This is a genomic window from Bdellovibrionales bacterium (genome assembly GCA_016716765.1).
GTDB lineage: Bacteria > Bdellovibrionota > Bdellovibrionia > Bdellovibrionales > UBA1609 > JADJVA01.
Genome location: JADJVA010000025.1, coordinates 1 through 14,325, shown reverse-complemented (window position 1 = coordinate 14,325; position 14,325 = coordinate 1). Strand labels below are relative to the sequence as shown.

Below are 14,325 nucleotides of genomic sequence, written 5' to 3'. Positions count from 1 at the left end.
AAAATTTACTAGTAGTGGCTGATTCGGAGTGCATTGTGAACCTAATTCCTTGATTTGCTTTAGATGGAACATTGAAGGTATCTAGATTCGAGTGCTTTTAAACCTCCAAGGAGATTTGATAATGACAGAGAAGAAGCAGATATCAGGCATTGGATCTGTGAGGGTTTCGGATTCCATGCGACCTTTGGGGTCGGCAAGGGTGAAACTTGCTGTTTTGGCCAGTGGGCAGGGGCGGGTATTGGCTCCTTTGATTGAAGCGAGCAAGAGAACTGATTCCGCTTTGCAGATAGTTGGCCTCATCGCAAGTCGCCCTGAGATTGGGGCCATTGCGCTTGCTTCGTCCCATGGAATCGCCTCAGTCACGATTGAAAAGAGAGATTTTTCATCGGATGAGATGTGGGATAAAGCTTTGTGTGAACAACTCATTGCCTGGGGAGCTGAAAGGGTATTAATGAGCGGTTTTCTACTGAGGCTAGGGCCCGCCGTACTCCAAGAATTCCCCCACAGTATTCTTAATTCGCACCCCTCTCTTTTGCCTGCTCACGGAGGCAAGGGGATGTACGGTCGCCGAGTTCATGAGGCCGTCATTGCTGCCGGCGACCAAGTCACGGGTATCACAATTCACTACGTGAATGAACATTACGATGAGGGTCAGATTTTGGCTCAAAGAGAGGTCAAAGTACTCCCAACCGATACAGCAGAGTCCTTGGAGAAACGGGTCCTAGAGGCTGAAAAGCAATTTGTCACGGAGACCATCCTGTCCCTTTGGGGCTCGGGGCATAATTGACATTTTTTCTTTTGGTCCACCCCGATCTGCATTTTTTAATAGCAAAAATTTCTTGGCGAATTCTAAAAAGATTGCAATGATCGCCGGTGCGGATTTAGGGGTATTTCAAAAATGAAACTTGCTCAAATTTTAAAGATCAATTTTTTGATTCTAGGTCTCATCGTTGTTGTCTTTTTGATGCTTCGATTGAAATCTGGTAGTTTGAGAGATGGCGTGAATGATCTCTTTGGCGCGCCGAACAATGAAGTTCTAACTGAAAATGTCGAGAAGTCTCGCGTATGGAATTGGTGCCTGTCTCAGGTTACGGCGATCGAAGCTGGCAACCTTCGAGTATTTAGAGAAGCTGACAAGTGGATAGTTCAAGTTGGAGAAAAAAGGGAATGGTTGGAGACTGCTGCTGTTAGGAATTGGCTCGCGCAGTCATGCAATTTATCAATTTTTTCGGTGCCAATTGAAGGCCTTGATTTAGCTCTTTTTTCTCCTGATCTGGTTCTTTCTTTTGAGTCTGGGCCTCAATTGCATATTTTGAGCTCAAAAAGTGGGGTCTATTTGGCGGAAAATCAAGCCTTTCGTTCTTCAGACCTTGATGAGGCCAAAAAGCGGTTGGAAAGCCTGCCCAGGCAAAAGGGAAATTGAAACGAGTGATCTGGTGAAGAAAGTTGACAAACTATCGTGGGAATTTTAAATTCTCTGCCTCTGTGTTCAGGTGTAGCTCAGTTGGTAGAGCAAGCGGCTGTTAACCGCTTGGTCGGGGGTTCGAGTCCCTCCACCTGAGCCAATTTATCTAGTAAAATAAATAAGTTAAGGTCTTCTGGTCGGCGGGCAGTCGTTGGTTCAAACCCTTCGCACCTCCAAGTCCCAGTCAGCCAAAGCCATCCTCAATATCAATATTCGGATTTGGGGATCTATTTAGGAAGCTCAGTTACAAAAAGACTTTTGACTTGGCTTGCCAGTGTCTCTGCCGAGGCCTGAGCGCCTGGAATTCGTTTCCCAACGATGAGGCTAATGTTCGTCAACCATTTGCGAGGAGCCTTAATAATAGCTTTACCGCCTTCTAAGCTAAACCATGTTCCCCATAGTCCCTGCAGTGCCATTGGAATCACAGGCACGGGATCCTTTGCCAGAATTTTTTCAATCCCGGCTCGAAACACGTCGATTTGACCATCGCGAGTGATCTTTCCTTCAGGAAATATACACACGATCTCTCCATCTCGCAGCTCCTTAGAAATAGTATCAAAAGCCGTCTCTAAAATTCTTGAATCTTCCTTTGCTCCCGCGATCGGAATGACCTTGGCCTGTTTCATCAGATATTTAAGGACTGGAATATCAAAAAATTTATAGTACATGATGAATCTGACTGGTCGTCGGACGAGTGCCGAAACAATCAGCCAGTCAATATAACTAACGTGGTTGCACACCAATACCACAGCCCCTTCTTTTGGAATTTCCCCATCGTTGAAAATTTTGATTCTGTAAAGGGCGCGAGCCAGGAGCCATGAGAGAAAGCGAAGGGTAAATTCCGGCACGATGGAGTAAATGTAAATAGCAACGGTGAGATTGAGGATGGCCAACACAAGAAAAGATTGGCTGTAACTCAATTGAAATTTGTGGGCAGCCATCACCAGGAGACTTGCCGCGACCATAAAGATTGAGTTCATGATATTGTTGCCAGCGATGACTCGCGATCGAGATTCTGGCTTGCTGCGATCCTGAATTAGTGTGTAAAGGGGTAGAATAAAGAATCCGCCAAAAAGTGACATCAGAAAAAAATCGACCAATAGTCGCGGACCACTTGAGGTTACCAAAAAATCGCTCAGAGGGAGTAGATGGTTTGTATCAACATTCCATGTTGGTCCCACGAAAAAAAGATCAACTAGAAAAATGGTCATGCCAAGTGAACCGAGAGGCACAAGACCAATTTCGACCCGCCGGAAGGAGAGTTTTTCGCAAAGTATAGAGCCCACTCCAATACCAATTGTGAACATAGCAAGGAAACAGGTCACAACGTGTTCGCCGACACCGAGAAAGTCTTTACAATACACGGGAAGAATGGACAGAATAGATGCCCCAAAAACCAGAACCAAGAGATACCAAGAATTGAGTTAAATATCGCCTTACTCTGCCTAAGAAGCTGAAAGTTGTCCTTCAGGACCGGAATGGGATTGAAATTCAACTTGAGATCAGGGCAAGCCACAGAGGTTACTGGCACTTTTGACGAGGCAAAAAGGCCGAGCAGCGAAATGACAATCAATGAAAAAATGATCCACCACTCACCATTTGGAAGTGAAACCATAATTCCGCCGCCAATCGTTCCAACCAGAACTGCCAAGAAAGTACCCAACTCCACAAAGGCGTTCGCCTCAATTAAGGACTCCTGATTAACTAACTCTGGCAACATACTGTATTTGAGTGGGCCAAATAAAGTGGCTTGAACACCAGCTAAAAATAAAACCCCTAAAAGCAGGGGGACGCTTGAAAAAAAGAAACCGAAGCTCGCAAACACCATAATGAAGAGTTCCCACATTTTGGTAATTCTGACCAGACGGGATTTTTCAAGTTTATCGGCGATCTGCCCCGCGAGGGGCGAAAAAAGAAAGAATGGGAGAATAAAAAGACCGCCAGCAAGAGCGACAACAGCACCTGTATCAAGGCCTGCGACAGTTGCCCCTTTGAATGTTGCCATTACAACAAGAGCATTTTTTAGAACATTATCATTCAATGCTCCAAAAAGTTGTGTCCAAAAAAGTGGCGAAAATTTCCGATCGCTAATTATCATTTTGAATGACATCAGGTCTCCTCTGTAAATTCGTGTAGCCGCTACTCTATTTTACAATTGCCACTTTTGCTTTGAATATCAGATCGTGGTGGAGGACTCGCTTTCGTTCCATCAATATCGTCCTCATTCTGTACCTCGCTTTTAGTCTGCCCAAGGTATTCTTCGACAAGGAATTTCTCTCTATTATATGATTCCATTACTCTAACCTGATACTCATAATAATGATAAATTATGTGACTTAGAATGCAACGATGGAGACTCAATAGTGGAAAAGTTCGAAGATGTTCTAAAGGATTTTGAAGGACGGCTTGGGGCCGTCGAGAGGCAACTTCGACAACTGGTTGGTTCAGCTCCAGTTCAGACGTCTCGACCTCCACAAATTGATAAGCCAGATAAGATAATTAGCCAGCCCTCGAGTTCATACGTCACCCACACACCACCTGTTACAAGTCTTCCCAAAAACGTGGTGAGAGAAGAGACTTCCGACTTTGATTCATCTTCGATGTTGGGAGTTATAGGAATCATTTTTGTGATTTTGGCCGGAATATTTTTCATCAAATTAACTATCGACTCTGGTTGGCTCACGCCTGTTCGGCAGATTTTATTAGCGGCAGGTACGGGGCTCGCATTTTTCTTTGCTCCGCAGTTTTTTTCAAAGGCAGAGAAGGAATATGGAGCGCTGCTGGCTGGAGCTGGGACAACAATTCTTCATTTAACATGGCTTGGAGCCTATTTTTATCATCATATTTTAAGTGCAAACTCGGCCTTGGTTTGCGCTACTCTGGTTGGTATTTTTTCAGTTTTGGCCAATTTCTATAAAGGCAATCGTTTGTTTTTGCTGGTCTCTATGGCCGGCACATATTTGGCAGCTCCAATCATTGGATATGATACGCGAGAGCAGTCAGTGCTTTCCATATTTCTTGTCATCTGGAACATTTCTTTCTCAGCAACGGCTCTAATGAACAAACGTCGTGATATTTTGTTCATCGCAAGCTATTGCGCAGTTTTTACGGTTTTACTTCTTTCAGGAAAGGCTTCGGGGGCCGAGCAACAAACAGAACTGCTCATTTTACAACTCATTCAGTTCATGATTTTTTCTTCTGCCCTGCTTTCGTATTCTATTTACCACAAGAACCCATTGAGTGCAGATGAAAGTGCCGCTGTGTTACCTCTCCTGCTTCTTTTCTATTTCTCAGCAGGACATCTGATTGCCACCATTAAACCTGAGTTTGCACCTTGGTTTGGAGTTACTATTGGAGCAGTCGTTCTTGGGATATATTTTCTTGCACGGACGTTCCTGTCTGGCGAATTGAAGAGCAGTTCAACGCTGACCGCGTTTGCTGCAATGGCCCTTGTTCACAGTTTCTATTTCCAACTGCTTGACGAGACTAGGCAGCCTCTGGCTGCTTTACTTATTGGTTTGGCCGTGATGGTGGTATGGAGTCAAAGCGAAAGGGCTCGAACAACATTTTTCTGGCCGTTGATGATATTTCTGGCGACTTTTGTTTACGGGGCTATTTTGACGGTCGTGTCATTTAAATCAATCGGCTCAATGTTTTTTTATAATTGGGTTTATGGCGCGGTTGCCCTCGTTGCTGCCCTCGGAGTTCCGACTTCACCAGGGTCTACGTTGGGCCCTGCTAAATACTCGTCCCTCTTATTGGGCTTTGGTCACCTTGAGGTGATGTTGGGACTGTACAGATTTTCCGAGCGAATTTCTTGGTCGGGTGCACTTTTTGTAACAATCTCTTGGGGCATCTACGCCTCTTAGATTTTGAGCATCGCTTACTGGCGTCGTGACAAGATCCTAGGCAATTCAGCTTTGACCATTTTGTTGGCTGTCAGTCTTAAGGCCTTTTTTTATGATGTCAGCAATACGAGCAGCCTTATTCGAGTAGCCTGTCTTTTGGCCGAAGGGCTCTTATTATATTGTTGTGGGTGGATATTCAAAAAAATGCAGCATTGGATTCGTCTAGAGTAGACCCTTCATTCCATCACGAAATCCTCGTATTAGGCTTGTATCAGGTATCCTTATCGCTTGAGTGGAGGCGCCGTTTTCAAAGGGTCGCTCTCGAGAGTGGCGCCTGCACCTTACCGCGAGGGTTTGGTTCACGCCAAATTCTGATAGTCCTTTAAAGCTATTGAAACAATCTTCTCGTGATCAAAGGCAAGCTTTGGGAGGCTGCCTATCGGGAAAAAGCCTAGGTCTTTGGCGTCATCCCTTGCATGTGGCACAACATGATTCTCTGGCAGCGCAAGCATGAATGCCACTGAAACCACTCGACAGAGATCTTCTGGATTATTTTCGCGGGGATCGCGACCCTTTTCAGAAAAAACGCCAATGAGTTTCAGGTCAGTTGGATTGGCACTAATTGTGGTTTCCTCCTTTAGCTCTCGCAGGGCCCCCGCGAGAACATTTTGATCGCTTTGATCGAGAAAACCGCCGGGCAATGCCCAAGCATCCTTGAATGGGTCATTCTTTCTTTGGATGAGCAAAACTTCTTGAGTTCCATTTTTAAGTTGCCGAAGTGCAACGATATCTGTGGTCACATAACACGATGGGAACCTATTCATTTTGATTCTTTCGTTGGATTTAAAGTTGGTGTTACGACACCCTCTTCTCGTTTCGAAATCTTCATTTGGCAGTTAGGCTTTACTTTGAATTCATATGTAATTGTATCGATTCGTTCCTCCTGAGGTAGAAAGACTTTATACTTAAATGTTTCTAGCCCGTCGATTTTTGAGATACCACCACCGTTAATAGCTTTGTAGTTGGCATCGACGTCATCCAAAATGGCTCTGATCATACGCGATGATATTCTTAAGGCGTTCGCAGATTTTTCTGTTTCAGATTCACATTTTTTCTTTGCTGCTGCTTGCAGTCCAATTACAGACTGAAAAATAATTAATCCGAACAAAATCACACGGCGACTATTCATCTCTCCCCCTTAGATAAGTGTAGGAAGCAGAGTATTAATTTGAACATACATAGTCAAAATCAAAAATCTCTGACCTGAGAGAGTTTCTATTCGCTGTAGCGATACGCGCTTGCTTTTGAGAGGTATCGCTGACATCGAACTCCTCTTTTTTCCGAACTTGAGAGCATCTGAATCAGTCTTGTTGCGATTATGCCTGAAGTTGAAAGAGGCTCATAATGGAAAGGTCCTATTTCGCTGGACAGGGGTTTAAGTCTGTTCCTGTGTGCCTGCTGCAATATAAACGCTTTGTGTCTTTCCTCCAAACTTCCTGTTGGGGCAAAAACATAGGTTGGCTTACCGAGGCTAAGAGAATCCGCAATCATCGACATAGAATCGCCAGTGACTATGACATAATCGGCGAAGCCGAGCATGGCCCTGTAAGGATTGTCAGAGCTTCCTGAACGAACATCAAAAAAGAAATCCTCAGGGCGAGGTTCAAGGTATTGAAAGAAAGCAGCTTGGGTACTTTCTGGTGTCCTTCGGCTGTTCGTAATGAGATAGGAAAAATGATATTTTTTCCTGAGCGCATTTAGTTCAAGCGCCAGCATTTGGCCGTGTCTGGCGGTGAAATTGCTGGCCTTTGCGTTTCCGCCAATCAAAACTGCAATTCGCGGATTCTGTGTTTGTGGAAGCTTGCCATGCCAACGACTCATTTCGATCCTGAGATCTTCATGGTTCAATGGGGTTGGAATTCCCTCTATGTAGTCAACCTGAATTCCTGATTGTAAGACAGGAAGGTGAGAAGGCATAATGATCTTATCAAACAAATCATAATTACTTAGCGGGTCGCCAAAGTTGACCAATTTCACAAACGGATGCCGAGCCTTGAAGTTGCGAAGCTCATCGATTTCATTCTCATTACCGAGCGCATGCAAAACAAGGTCTAGCGAACTCTCCACAAGGTCGAGCTGATCGGCCTCAACGATGTGGTAGTTGGTCTCCATTTTTCTTGCAATTCCAACCAAAGAGTTTAGCTCGCCAGAGAGGTGAGTATTAACAATTGCAACCTCATACTTGGCAAATGCACTCCCAGTAAAAATACAAAAAAGCGTGGGAAATACCAAAAGATAACGCATTATCAACTGCCCGAACTTATCTCTTCATTTATGATTTCTTCATCTGTCTTTGGATCATTTTCTGTCCCCACTTTTGTTTCCGCATCCCCACCAGCCCAAGGAGAATCAGATTGGCCGACAAATGAATTCCAGTCACTGGCACTTGTTGTTGGAGGGCCTTCCCCTTCCGGGTTCGCATGGGTCAAGTTTCCATCTAGGGCCAACTGATGGTCAACGGCCAATTCCGCGCGATCGAGTTCATCCGGTGACTGTTTCAGTTGTTGGATAAGACCGTCCTGCAAAGCACTTGTGTACGTCCTTCCACCCAGGTTTAAATCAACATCCTGAGTAGTTTGTTCTCTTGTGCTATCAAGTACTTCGACATATTCAGGGTGTTCGTTTGCGATTTGTTCGATATCTCTTACAGCCTGATCGCCAATGAGAACTTGTCCCCCTATCGAGTCAGTTTCTCTAAAGCCAGCCTCTGCGACGGGGATTCCTGCGTTCGCTGAGGAATAGATCAAAGCGCTTAGCCCTGAAGCACCATCCTGTTCGTCAAAATTAAAACGAGTCCCAGCAAATACGTCCATAAAAAGCGTGAGTTTGGCAAAATCAGAATTAATAACCCAGAGCGGATTTCCTGTGTAAAACAAAAGGATCCAATTTAATAGCCCATCATTTTCAGATGAATGATATTGAGAGCCCAGTCTTTGCTGAATACCTTTCACTTGATTATTAAGGTTGGTGCGATGAGGCTCTGACATCCTGCTGAGGCGACGTTCAAGGATGCTTCTCTGATTTTCTAGGATTAAATCTCTCATACGATCAGCATCAGCGGTTGCTCCAGAATTTGCTCGTACAAGATCTGGATGGTGAGCGACGATATAACTATAAAGAGATTGTCTGGCAACGCTCCTTCTGTATTCTGCATCTTTAGCCACAATTAAGCTTTTTTTGTAAGCTTCCATTGCAAGTCTGTATTTTTCAATATTCTGAGCAAAATCTCTTTTCCCATTAAGGTACTTTTGCTTATTTTCCTTGTTCCTATTTCTCGCACTCTTTTTCGAAGACTTCGAGGCGGAACGAGAAACTGTTATTTTTGTGGGTTTATCTGGTTTAGTGGGTTTGACGCTTGGCTTAGGTGAAATGGGAGGTAGAGAAACTGTTGAGCCAATAATCACCAGTGCGAGCTGTTGATCTTTGAGAGCCTCTCTGAGGAGAAGCTCCCTATAAAAACCGGTCACCCTATTTAGCGAGCCCTTCAACCCAACTTTTGAAAAAATTCTTTGTTTATCAATATGCCGAATTGACAAACGCAGTCCGTCCACAAAGCCTAAATAAGACGATCGATTTTGTGACAGATCTGTTCCTGTTAGATTTAAGTAATCGATAAGTATTTTCTGATTGTTTCTGACTCTCTCCCGCATTGCCTGAAAAGTTGAATTATTCGCTTGGGCATTAGCTTCATTGAGAAGGCGTCTGGCAACTTGAAGCTCTCGATATATGAACAACTTAAGCTTTGAATCGCGTTCCATTTGTTGTGCCACTTGATCTGTCCTGAGAACAATTGGATCGTTAGGGACATCTAAATGAAAGGATTCAATCAACTTCCCATACTCACGAACTATTTCAGCGCTGTTGTTTGGCAGCTCAACTGGGAACCGCTTCTCATTTTTCTGACGAACTTGCTCGCTTTCCTGGAAGACTGAGATATCTTTTGCAAGTCTTATCAAAGCCAGTGCATATATTTCTTGCGCGATCTCAGGCGATTTTGATTGATCTATTTCTATCAGGACTTGATCAAGACTGCTTGCGGTGATTCTAGTTTGATATCTACGGGGGCTTTCCTTGAATATTTTTGCTAAATTTGCCTTGGAATTTTCAATAATAGAATTTAATTTTACAGATTGATAGATAATATTTTGAGTCTCTTTTAGCAGTTCTTGAGACAAGATTTCAAAATCTGCTGTTAGGGTGACTCTGTCTTTTTTTAATATTATCTCTTGCAGAAATTCCTCCGCAAGCATCTTAAGATATTGGTTTCTGATGTCAGTCGGTATTTGGGCCTGAATTTCTGTAATTAATGTCTCAAGGCGATTTTTATTTGAGTCAAATTCATTTCTCAGCCTATCAAGTTCGGCATTGAACTCAATCCCAGCTTTGCGCGCTGAAATGCTTCCAGTTAAAAAGCCCCAAGCCAGCTTCGAACTGGTCGTTTTCAAGCTGATAGGGCCCGAGAGGGAGACTCTTGGCAGGGGTGTTCAACTCTGATATGCAGCGTTTACTTAGATCTATTGCTATGGCTTGCGAGGGGTTCCAAAAAGACAGCATGAAAATTAGGAAAAAAGACCACTTAAACCTTTTCAGACGTGAGATCAACATAGTTTACTTCCTCTCAGAGACGCTATTTCAAGACGCTGTACGATGTATCTGAAAGTAAGTCATCTGCGTTTCCTTTGACCGCTCACAAAGATGAAAACTGTTTTAAATCTTTCAAAGATTTGAAAAAAGATCATATCTACTAAGAGAAGGACCTTTTCATTCTGCCTGGAACGAGTTCACTGTCTCTTTTCACAGCCAATCAAGCGACCTTGAAGGCACATGATCCGGTAGCGGCGGCTGATCTTTTCAAAGATATTTTCGTGAGCGCCGCCAATCTCAGGGTTTCGTTTCAATTGATTTGTTGACGCTGGATTTCGCGAAGGGTCACCGTATTTTTTGCCTCCCGGCAGATATTGTTTCAGATCGAATTTATCAAAGGGATTGTCACTTCGTTTTCCGTTTTCAAGAACACCACTAAAGCTGGAATATCCCTCACGAGATTCAGCTGGAAGAGGACTTGCCGAATAGCCTCCTCCTCCACTAACTCCTTTTAAAATATCAGTTTCATAGCCGGGACCTCCATAGCCGCCTCCACCTCCAGAGTACGGCATCGAACCACCGCCGCCACCACCACCACCACCACCCGCAAAGCCCCCACCGTTATTTGGAATGGCATTGGCCCTTGCCTCTTCCCCCAATCCTTCACCAAAGATAGGGGCTTGTGATTGTGCATTGGTATCAGGCACACTGAGGTCACTGCCATCCACTGCTCTGGTTCCAAATCCTGTGTTCTGAAATGAGCTTCCACTGCCAGAGCCTCTTCCAGTCGAGGCACTGCCTCCGCCCAATCCTGAACAAAGGGGATCGGATTGAGCATTGGGTCCTCTGCAATTCACACAAATGGGATTTGAAGCATTGACGGGATCGTTGCAGTCTCCGTTAAAAACAGGTTGTTGATCGACCTCAGGAAATCCGGTGGCTTGAGTCATGGCAGCTTGTTGGCAGAGATCGGCAAATCCACTTGCTGCAGCTGATTGAGCAGCTTGTGCTCCCATGGCGGATACATTGGCGTTGTATCCGGTACACCGAGTTCCTCTTCCTTCTGCATTGGCCTGGGCCGCACGATAGTCGCTCACCCAAGTGGAGGGGCAGCGTGGACCTTTGCCTCCATTGGCACTCCAAACTGTGTCGAGGTTTGAACACTCTGTCAGCACTCTTCGATATTTGTTCACAACTTCGGTGCATTTGTCTTCGCAAGAGCCCTTGTCAGTGAAGCACTTGCTACCAAGAGCTGTGTTGGCACCCGCACCACCCAATGCCACGATCTTCATAAATTCGCAGCTCTTGGCAATTCCTGCCGAATCTCCACCTGAAGCTCCGCCCATGGCAATCATTCCCGTAGCGCCAACTAAGAGTGTTCCCATCGCCGTCATCGAACTGGCACTGGGTCCATCAAGGCCAGAGACACACTTTGACGGGATCGGTGCAACAAGTGAAGGCTTTCTTGTGCGCTTGTTCGCAAAGAGCTCGATCGCCCTCTACCTCTGGAGGTTGGGGAAATCCCTGCGGGAGATCTCCGGCTCCACCTGTGGCTTGATCTCCTCCGTTGCCTTCGTTTGTAGAGGCCACGGGCTTTCCATCAGCTCCGCATTTGGGAAGACCGCTGTCCTTTTGTGCAGACTTTGTCCAGCAAGAGGGACTCCCGTTGGCATCGCACATCGGCTGTCCCGCCACTTGTCCCATATCTTCACTCCAACAAGAAGTGCTCTCCCCTGTGTAGGACTCTTCTCCTGCCTGCTTTTCTTTTTATCGTTTTGCGCGGAAGTTGAAGAACCGCTTCATCGCCACTATCTGCGGCGCCCCCCTTGCCTGAGGAATCCGTTTTTTGGGGTGGTTTTGGGGTTGCGTTTGTCACCTGCCGCCACTACCACGGCTGGTGGCTGGGGAGGGATCGAGGGGCAAGAGGTCGCGCAGGGTTGCGCTGTCAATTTGCGGCGATTCTGTGACTTTCTCTTGGTGGCGACTTAGCCTCCGGGCAAAGAACGAGGTCCACATCCTCCAAGTTTATAAAAGGGATCCAGTTAATTGGGCGGTTGGCGAACTTGAGGGATTACTTTCACAAGGGAAGTATGTAGGCGCGATAGAGTGAAGATTTATCGCTATAGGAGAAACGCCCCTTACCATCTATCCTGAGTGCAGCCAAACGGGTGATCTTGTCGGTATCCATGGGGCAGGAAAGGCCGAGGGGCTCCTGACCAGACCAACATATAAGGGAAAAGATAAGGCACAACTTAGAGGAAAGAGGTAAAGTGTTACCACACAGATCCCTTCGGCGAAGACCTAAAGAGTGCCCTGGCCATCACGTGCCAATCCCCCACCAAATCCTTTTAACTGTATCTTATCGGTATCCCACTTGTTTCACTTTAGGACTTAGATCCGAAATAAGATAGTCAATTGTTCCAATGAGATAAACTCAATTGATAAAACTTTCGTTCTATTTAGACGGGAGAATAGTGCGAAAAGTCTCATTTATCTGCGATGGAAGGAGTTAGGAATCCTTTTCAGACAAAAGCGAAAGTCCTAGGTGCCCCTTGTTTCGGCGGGCCCAATCTCGCTAAATCCATAAAAGATTTGCAGAACGTGGTGGCTTTGGATAGCAACATTTCTCCGAGCGATCCTACCAGGAGCGACCCCGGGATTTTCTGGATTGAGATTCCCTTGCTCCTGCTCTCGAACGGCCCATTTTTCCGCCATCATCCCAACCCCTGGAAGAGCTGCAATATAGTGCTGGTTTGACTCATCGAGAAGGGCGACTGCAGCAAACCAGGAAGCACCTCCTAGAGTGTCCCTTTATGAAACTACAAACTTTCAGGACTCACATTAATCGATCCTCCGCTAAGCGGTCATCGTTGGCATTGTCGTAAGACTAAATGGCGCACAATTCTTCGAGAATCCTTCGTTTCCTTATTGCCCCTGCTGTCATCGCATATTTTGGGCGCTTACTCTTGCATCAACAATTTAAATGGCAACGGATTGATCTGATATTTTTTGGGTACAGGAAGACCATCCACCACCTTGCCGACATCTTCTTCTGCTAAGTAAGCGTAATCCAAAAGTGGATATCGACCGATCATCAGTTCCGAAAAACGTCCTTCACCTTAAAGCTTACGAATGACATACCCTCCTTGGTTTTTGACTCCCACACCCTTACAGTAAAGGTGAAACCTTTCTCGGATCAGCTAGACGTTCGATTCTCACCGTACCCAAAATTATGAGCGCTTGTAATAACTATATCCGTGGTATGCAACCAGATGCCCGGTTAACACTCTGCGGACTTCAACTTTAGGGCTCGGGTCCGAGTCATCGAAAACCTGGCCCGCCTATTACATTGCCCGATCTGTATCTGTTGCATCCGGCCCGTATCTAGTGGGCAGCGATCGTCCTTTCCGACGATTTTTGTTTTGATGAACCGGCCCATTTGTTCGATTTGGCGGGCGTTCTTAGAAAGCCCAGGAGAGTTTTCGTAATCCTGTCCTAAGTTACCGAGTCTTGAATCCGACTGCCCAGCAGAGCGTCCGGAAATGCCGTCTTCCACAAAGCCTGTGCGCTTCCTGTTTGGATCTCCGCCAAAGGAACATAGGAACCTGGTCGTTGGATTGTAAACGTAATCTCCAGGGGGCAGGCCCGGGTTTGATTGAGCGATCGATGGGACGGGTGAGAAGGATAGAGACGCAAGAGCGAGAAAGCGGGCTAAAAAAATAGATTTTGAAATGAATTTCATAACAGCCACACCTCACTCAGCTCTTAATGCCTTAATTCCTTTGATAGAGCAGCTACGAGACAATTTCAATGCTAAAAATATGCCATTGTTATGATGGCGTCAAAATATCCCAAGAAGCCCGCCTCTGGTCGTTTTAGGCGCTAGAACGAAATAGGTGCCATCCCCAGGAATGTAGAAGCCTTAGACAGGTACCTGTTTGAGCCTCATTTGGGCCTTCTTGGGTCAGCTTGGGTCGGAACTAGGTCCCATCTAGGCAGGTGATTGCGCAAATAAATCAAAGAGTCTGTAAAGTCTGCAAGAGATTTGAAACGGAAGCGCAAGTCCGATGTTCAACGGATTTCAACCGCGACGCCGATCTTGGATCGACAGGAGAACTTTTTGTGCAATCCAGAGAATTAAGGACATTTTTCACTACTTTCTTCGCTGAGCGAACGGCGCCACTAACATATCCCTGCGATAGATGTCATGCTCTTCTCCGATTCTAAAAATCAACCAGTCCGAGAAACGACATTTTTTGTAGCATTTTTCTCTCTGGGCGAGGAGCATCTAGACATGGGAAGACGGCCAAGAGTAGTAACGTGCGCGAATAAAATCTGAGTTATTCCGTGGAACTATTCTCTCAAGTT

13 protein-coding genes and 1 tRNA gene are annotated in these 14,325 nt (G+C 45.6%); 4 read left to right on the top strand and 10 right to left on the bottom strand.

Annotated features, from left to right (window positions below):
- Positions 1-121: 121 nt before the first annotated feature.
- The 3 genes from purN to IPL83_16395 all read left to right on the top strand — a co-directional run bounded on the left by purN (position 122) and on the right by IPL83_16395 (position 1,565).
- Positions 122-787, top strand: a complete 666-nt coding sequence (gene purN, locus IPL83_16405; GenBank protein MBK9040708.1) for a phosphoribosylglycinamide formyltransferase — start codon at positions 122-124, stop codon at positions 785-787.
- A 111-nt stretch (positions 788-898) separates the two neighbouring features.
- Positions 899-1,423 carry a hypothetical protein gene (locus tag IPL83_16400; GenBank protein ID MBK9040707.1) on the top strand — a complete coding sequence of 175 codons (525 nt, stop codon included), beginning with the start codon at positions 899-901 and terminating at the stop codon, positions 1,421-1,423.
- 66 nt (positions 1,424-1,489) lie between these two features.
- Positions 1,490-1,565 (top strand) — tRNA-Asn (locus IPL83_16395).
- 127 nt (positions 1,566-1,692) lie between these two features.
- Here the strand turns inward: IPL83_16395 and IPL83_16390 are convergent.
- Together IPL83_16390 and IPL83_16385 are read right to left on the bottom strand one after the other, a co-directional pair.
- Entirely contained in the window at positions 1,693-2,751 is a 1,059-nt protein-coding gene (locus tag IPL83_16390) for a 1-acyl-sn-glycerol-3-phosphate acyltransferase (protein ID MBK9040706.1), read from the bottom strand.
- Positions 2,752-2,786: 35 nt separating this feature from the next.
- Complete coding sequence (locus IPL83_16385; protein ID MBK9040705.1) at positions 2,787-3,575, bottom strand: MFS transporter; 789 nt, start codon at positions 3,573-3,575, stop codon at positions 2,787-2,789.
- Between the two features lie 253 nt (positions 3,576-3,828).
- On the opposite strand from IPL83_16385, the gene IPL83_16380 reads away from it, so the two are divergent.
- Positions 3,829-5,334 (top strand): DUF2339 domain-containing protein, encoded by a 1,506-nt coding sequence (locus IPL83_16380; protein ID MBK9040704.1) that lies wholly within the window; start codon positions 3,829-3,831, stop codon positions 5,332-5,334.
- Between the two features lie 338 nt (positions 5,335-5,672).
- Here the strand turns inward: IPL83_16380 and IPL83_16375 are convergent, their stop codons facing one another.
- From IPL83_16375 to IPL83_16340, 8 genes are all read right to left on the bottom strand, one after another.
- The gene (locus IPL83_16375; protein ID MBK9040703.1) at positions 5,673-6,137 is read right to left on the bottom strand and encodes an NUDIX hydrolase; all 465 of its coding nucleotides are present in this window, start codon (positions 6,135-6,137) and stop codon (positions 5,673-5,675) included.
- Positions 6,134-6,502, bottom strand: a complete 369-nt coding sequence (locus IPL83_16370; GenBank protein MBK9040702.1) for a hypothetical protein — start codon at positions 6,500-6,502, stop codon at positions 6,134-6,136. Before IPL83_16370 ends, IPL83_16375 begins: the two co-directional genes overlap by 4 nt.
- 86 nt (positions 6,503-6,588) lie before the next feature.
- Entirely contained in the window at positions 6,589-7,617 is a 1,029-nt protein-coding gene (locus IPL83_16365; GenBank protein ID MBK9040701.1) for a mitochondrial fission ELM1 family protein, read from the bottom strand.
- A gap of 2 nt (positions 7,618-7,619) precedes the next feature.
- Complete coding sequence (locus IPL83_16360; protein ID MBK9040700.1) at positions 7,620-9,818, bottom strand: hypothetical protein; 2,199 nt, start codon at positions 9,816-9,818, stop codon at positions 7,620-7,622.
- Between the two features lie 336 nt (positions 9,819-10,154).
- Entirely contained in the window at positions 10,155-11,342 is a 1,188-nt protein-coding gene (locus IPL83_16355; GenBank protein ID MBK9040699.1) for a hypothetical protein, read from the bottom strand.
- Positions 11,343-11,370: 28 nt separating this feature from the next.
- Entirely contained in the window at positions 11,371-11,661 is a 291-nt protein-coding gene (locus tag IPL83_16350) for a hypothetical protein (protein MBK9040698.1), read from the bottom strand.
- An 837-nt stretch (positions 11,662-12,498) separates the two neighbouring features.
- Positions 12,499-12,675: a hypothetical protein gene (locus IPL83_16345; GenBank protein MBK9040697.1), complete on the bottom strand. Its 177-nt coding sequence runs from the start codon at positions 12,673-12,675 to the stop codon at positions 12,499-12,501.
- A 562-nt stretch (positions 12,676-13,237) separates the two neighbouring features.
- On the bottom strand, positions 13,238-13,699 hold the full coding sequence (locus tag IPL83_16340; GenBank protein ID MBK9040696.1) for a hypothetical protein: 462 nt from the start codon (positions 13,697-13,699) through the stop codon (positions 13,238-13,240).
- Positions 13,700-14,325: the final 626 nt, after the last annotated feature.

What these genes read in the sequence shown, in the direction of transcription:
- IPL83_16375 (MBK9040703.1), bottom strand. Translation starts at nt 6,137, where the DNA reads ATGAATAGGTTCCCATCGTGTTATGTGACCACAGATATCGTTGCACTT.
- IPL83_16365 (MBK9040701.1), bottom strand. Translation starts at nt 7,617, where the DNA reads ATGCGTTATCTTTTGGTATTTCCCACGCTTTTTTGTATTTTTACTGGG.
- IPL83_16400 (MBK9040707.1), top strand. Translation starts at nt 899, where the DNA reads ATGAAACTTGCTCAAATTTTAAAGATCAATTTTTTGATTCTAGGTCTC.
- IPL83_16350 (MBK9040698.1), bottom strand. Translation starts at nt 11,661, where the DNA reads ATGGGACAAGTGGCGGGACAGCCGATGTGCGATGCCAACGGGAGTCCC.
- IPL83_16345 (MBK9040697.1), bottom strand. Translation starts at nt 12,675, where the DNA reads ATGATGGCGGAAAAATGGGCCGTTCGAGAGCAGGAGCAAGGGAATCTC.
- purN (MBK9040708.1), top strand. Translation starts at nt 122, where the DNA reads ATGACAGAGAAGAAGCAGATATCAGGCATTGGATCTGTGAGGGTTTCG.
- IPL83_16370 (MBK9040702.1), bottom strand. Translation starts at nt 6,502, where the DNA reads ATGAATAGTCGCCGTGTGATTTTGTTCGGATTAATTATTTTTCAGTCT.
- IPL83_16355 (MBK9040699.1), bottom strand. Translation starts at nt 11,342, where the DNA reads ATGGGAACACTCTTAGTTGGCGCTACGGGAATGATTGCCATGGGCGGA.
- IPL83_16385 (MBK9040705.1), bottom strand. Translation starts at nt 3,575, where the DNA reads ATGTCATTCAAAATGATAATTAGCGATCGGAAATTTTCGCCACTTTTT.
- IPL83_16340 (MBK9040696.1), bottom strand. Translation starts at nt 13,699, where the DNA reads ATGAAATTCATTTCAAAATCTATTTTTTTAGCCCGCTTTCTCGCTCTT.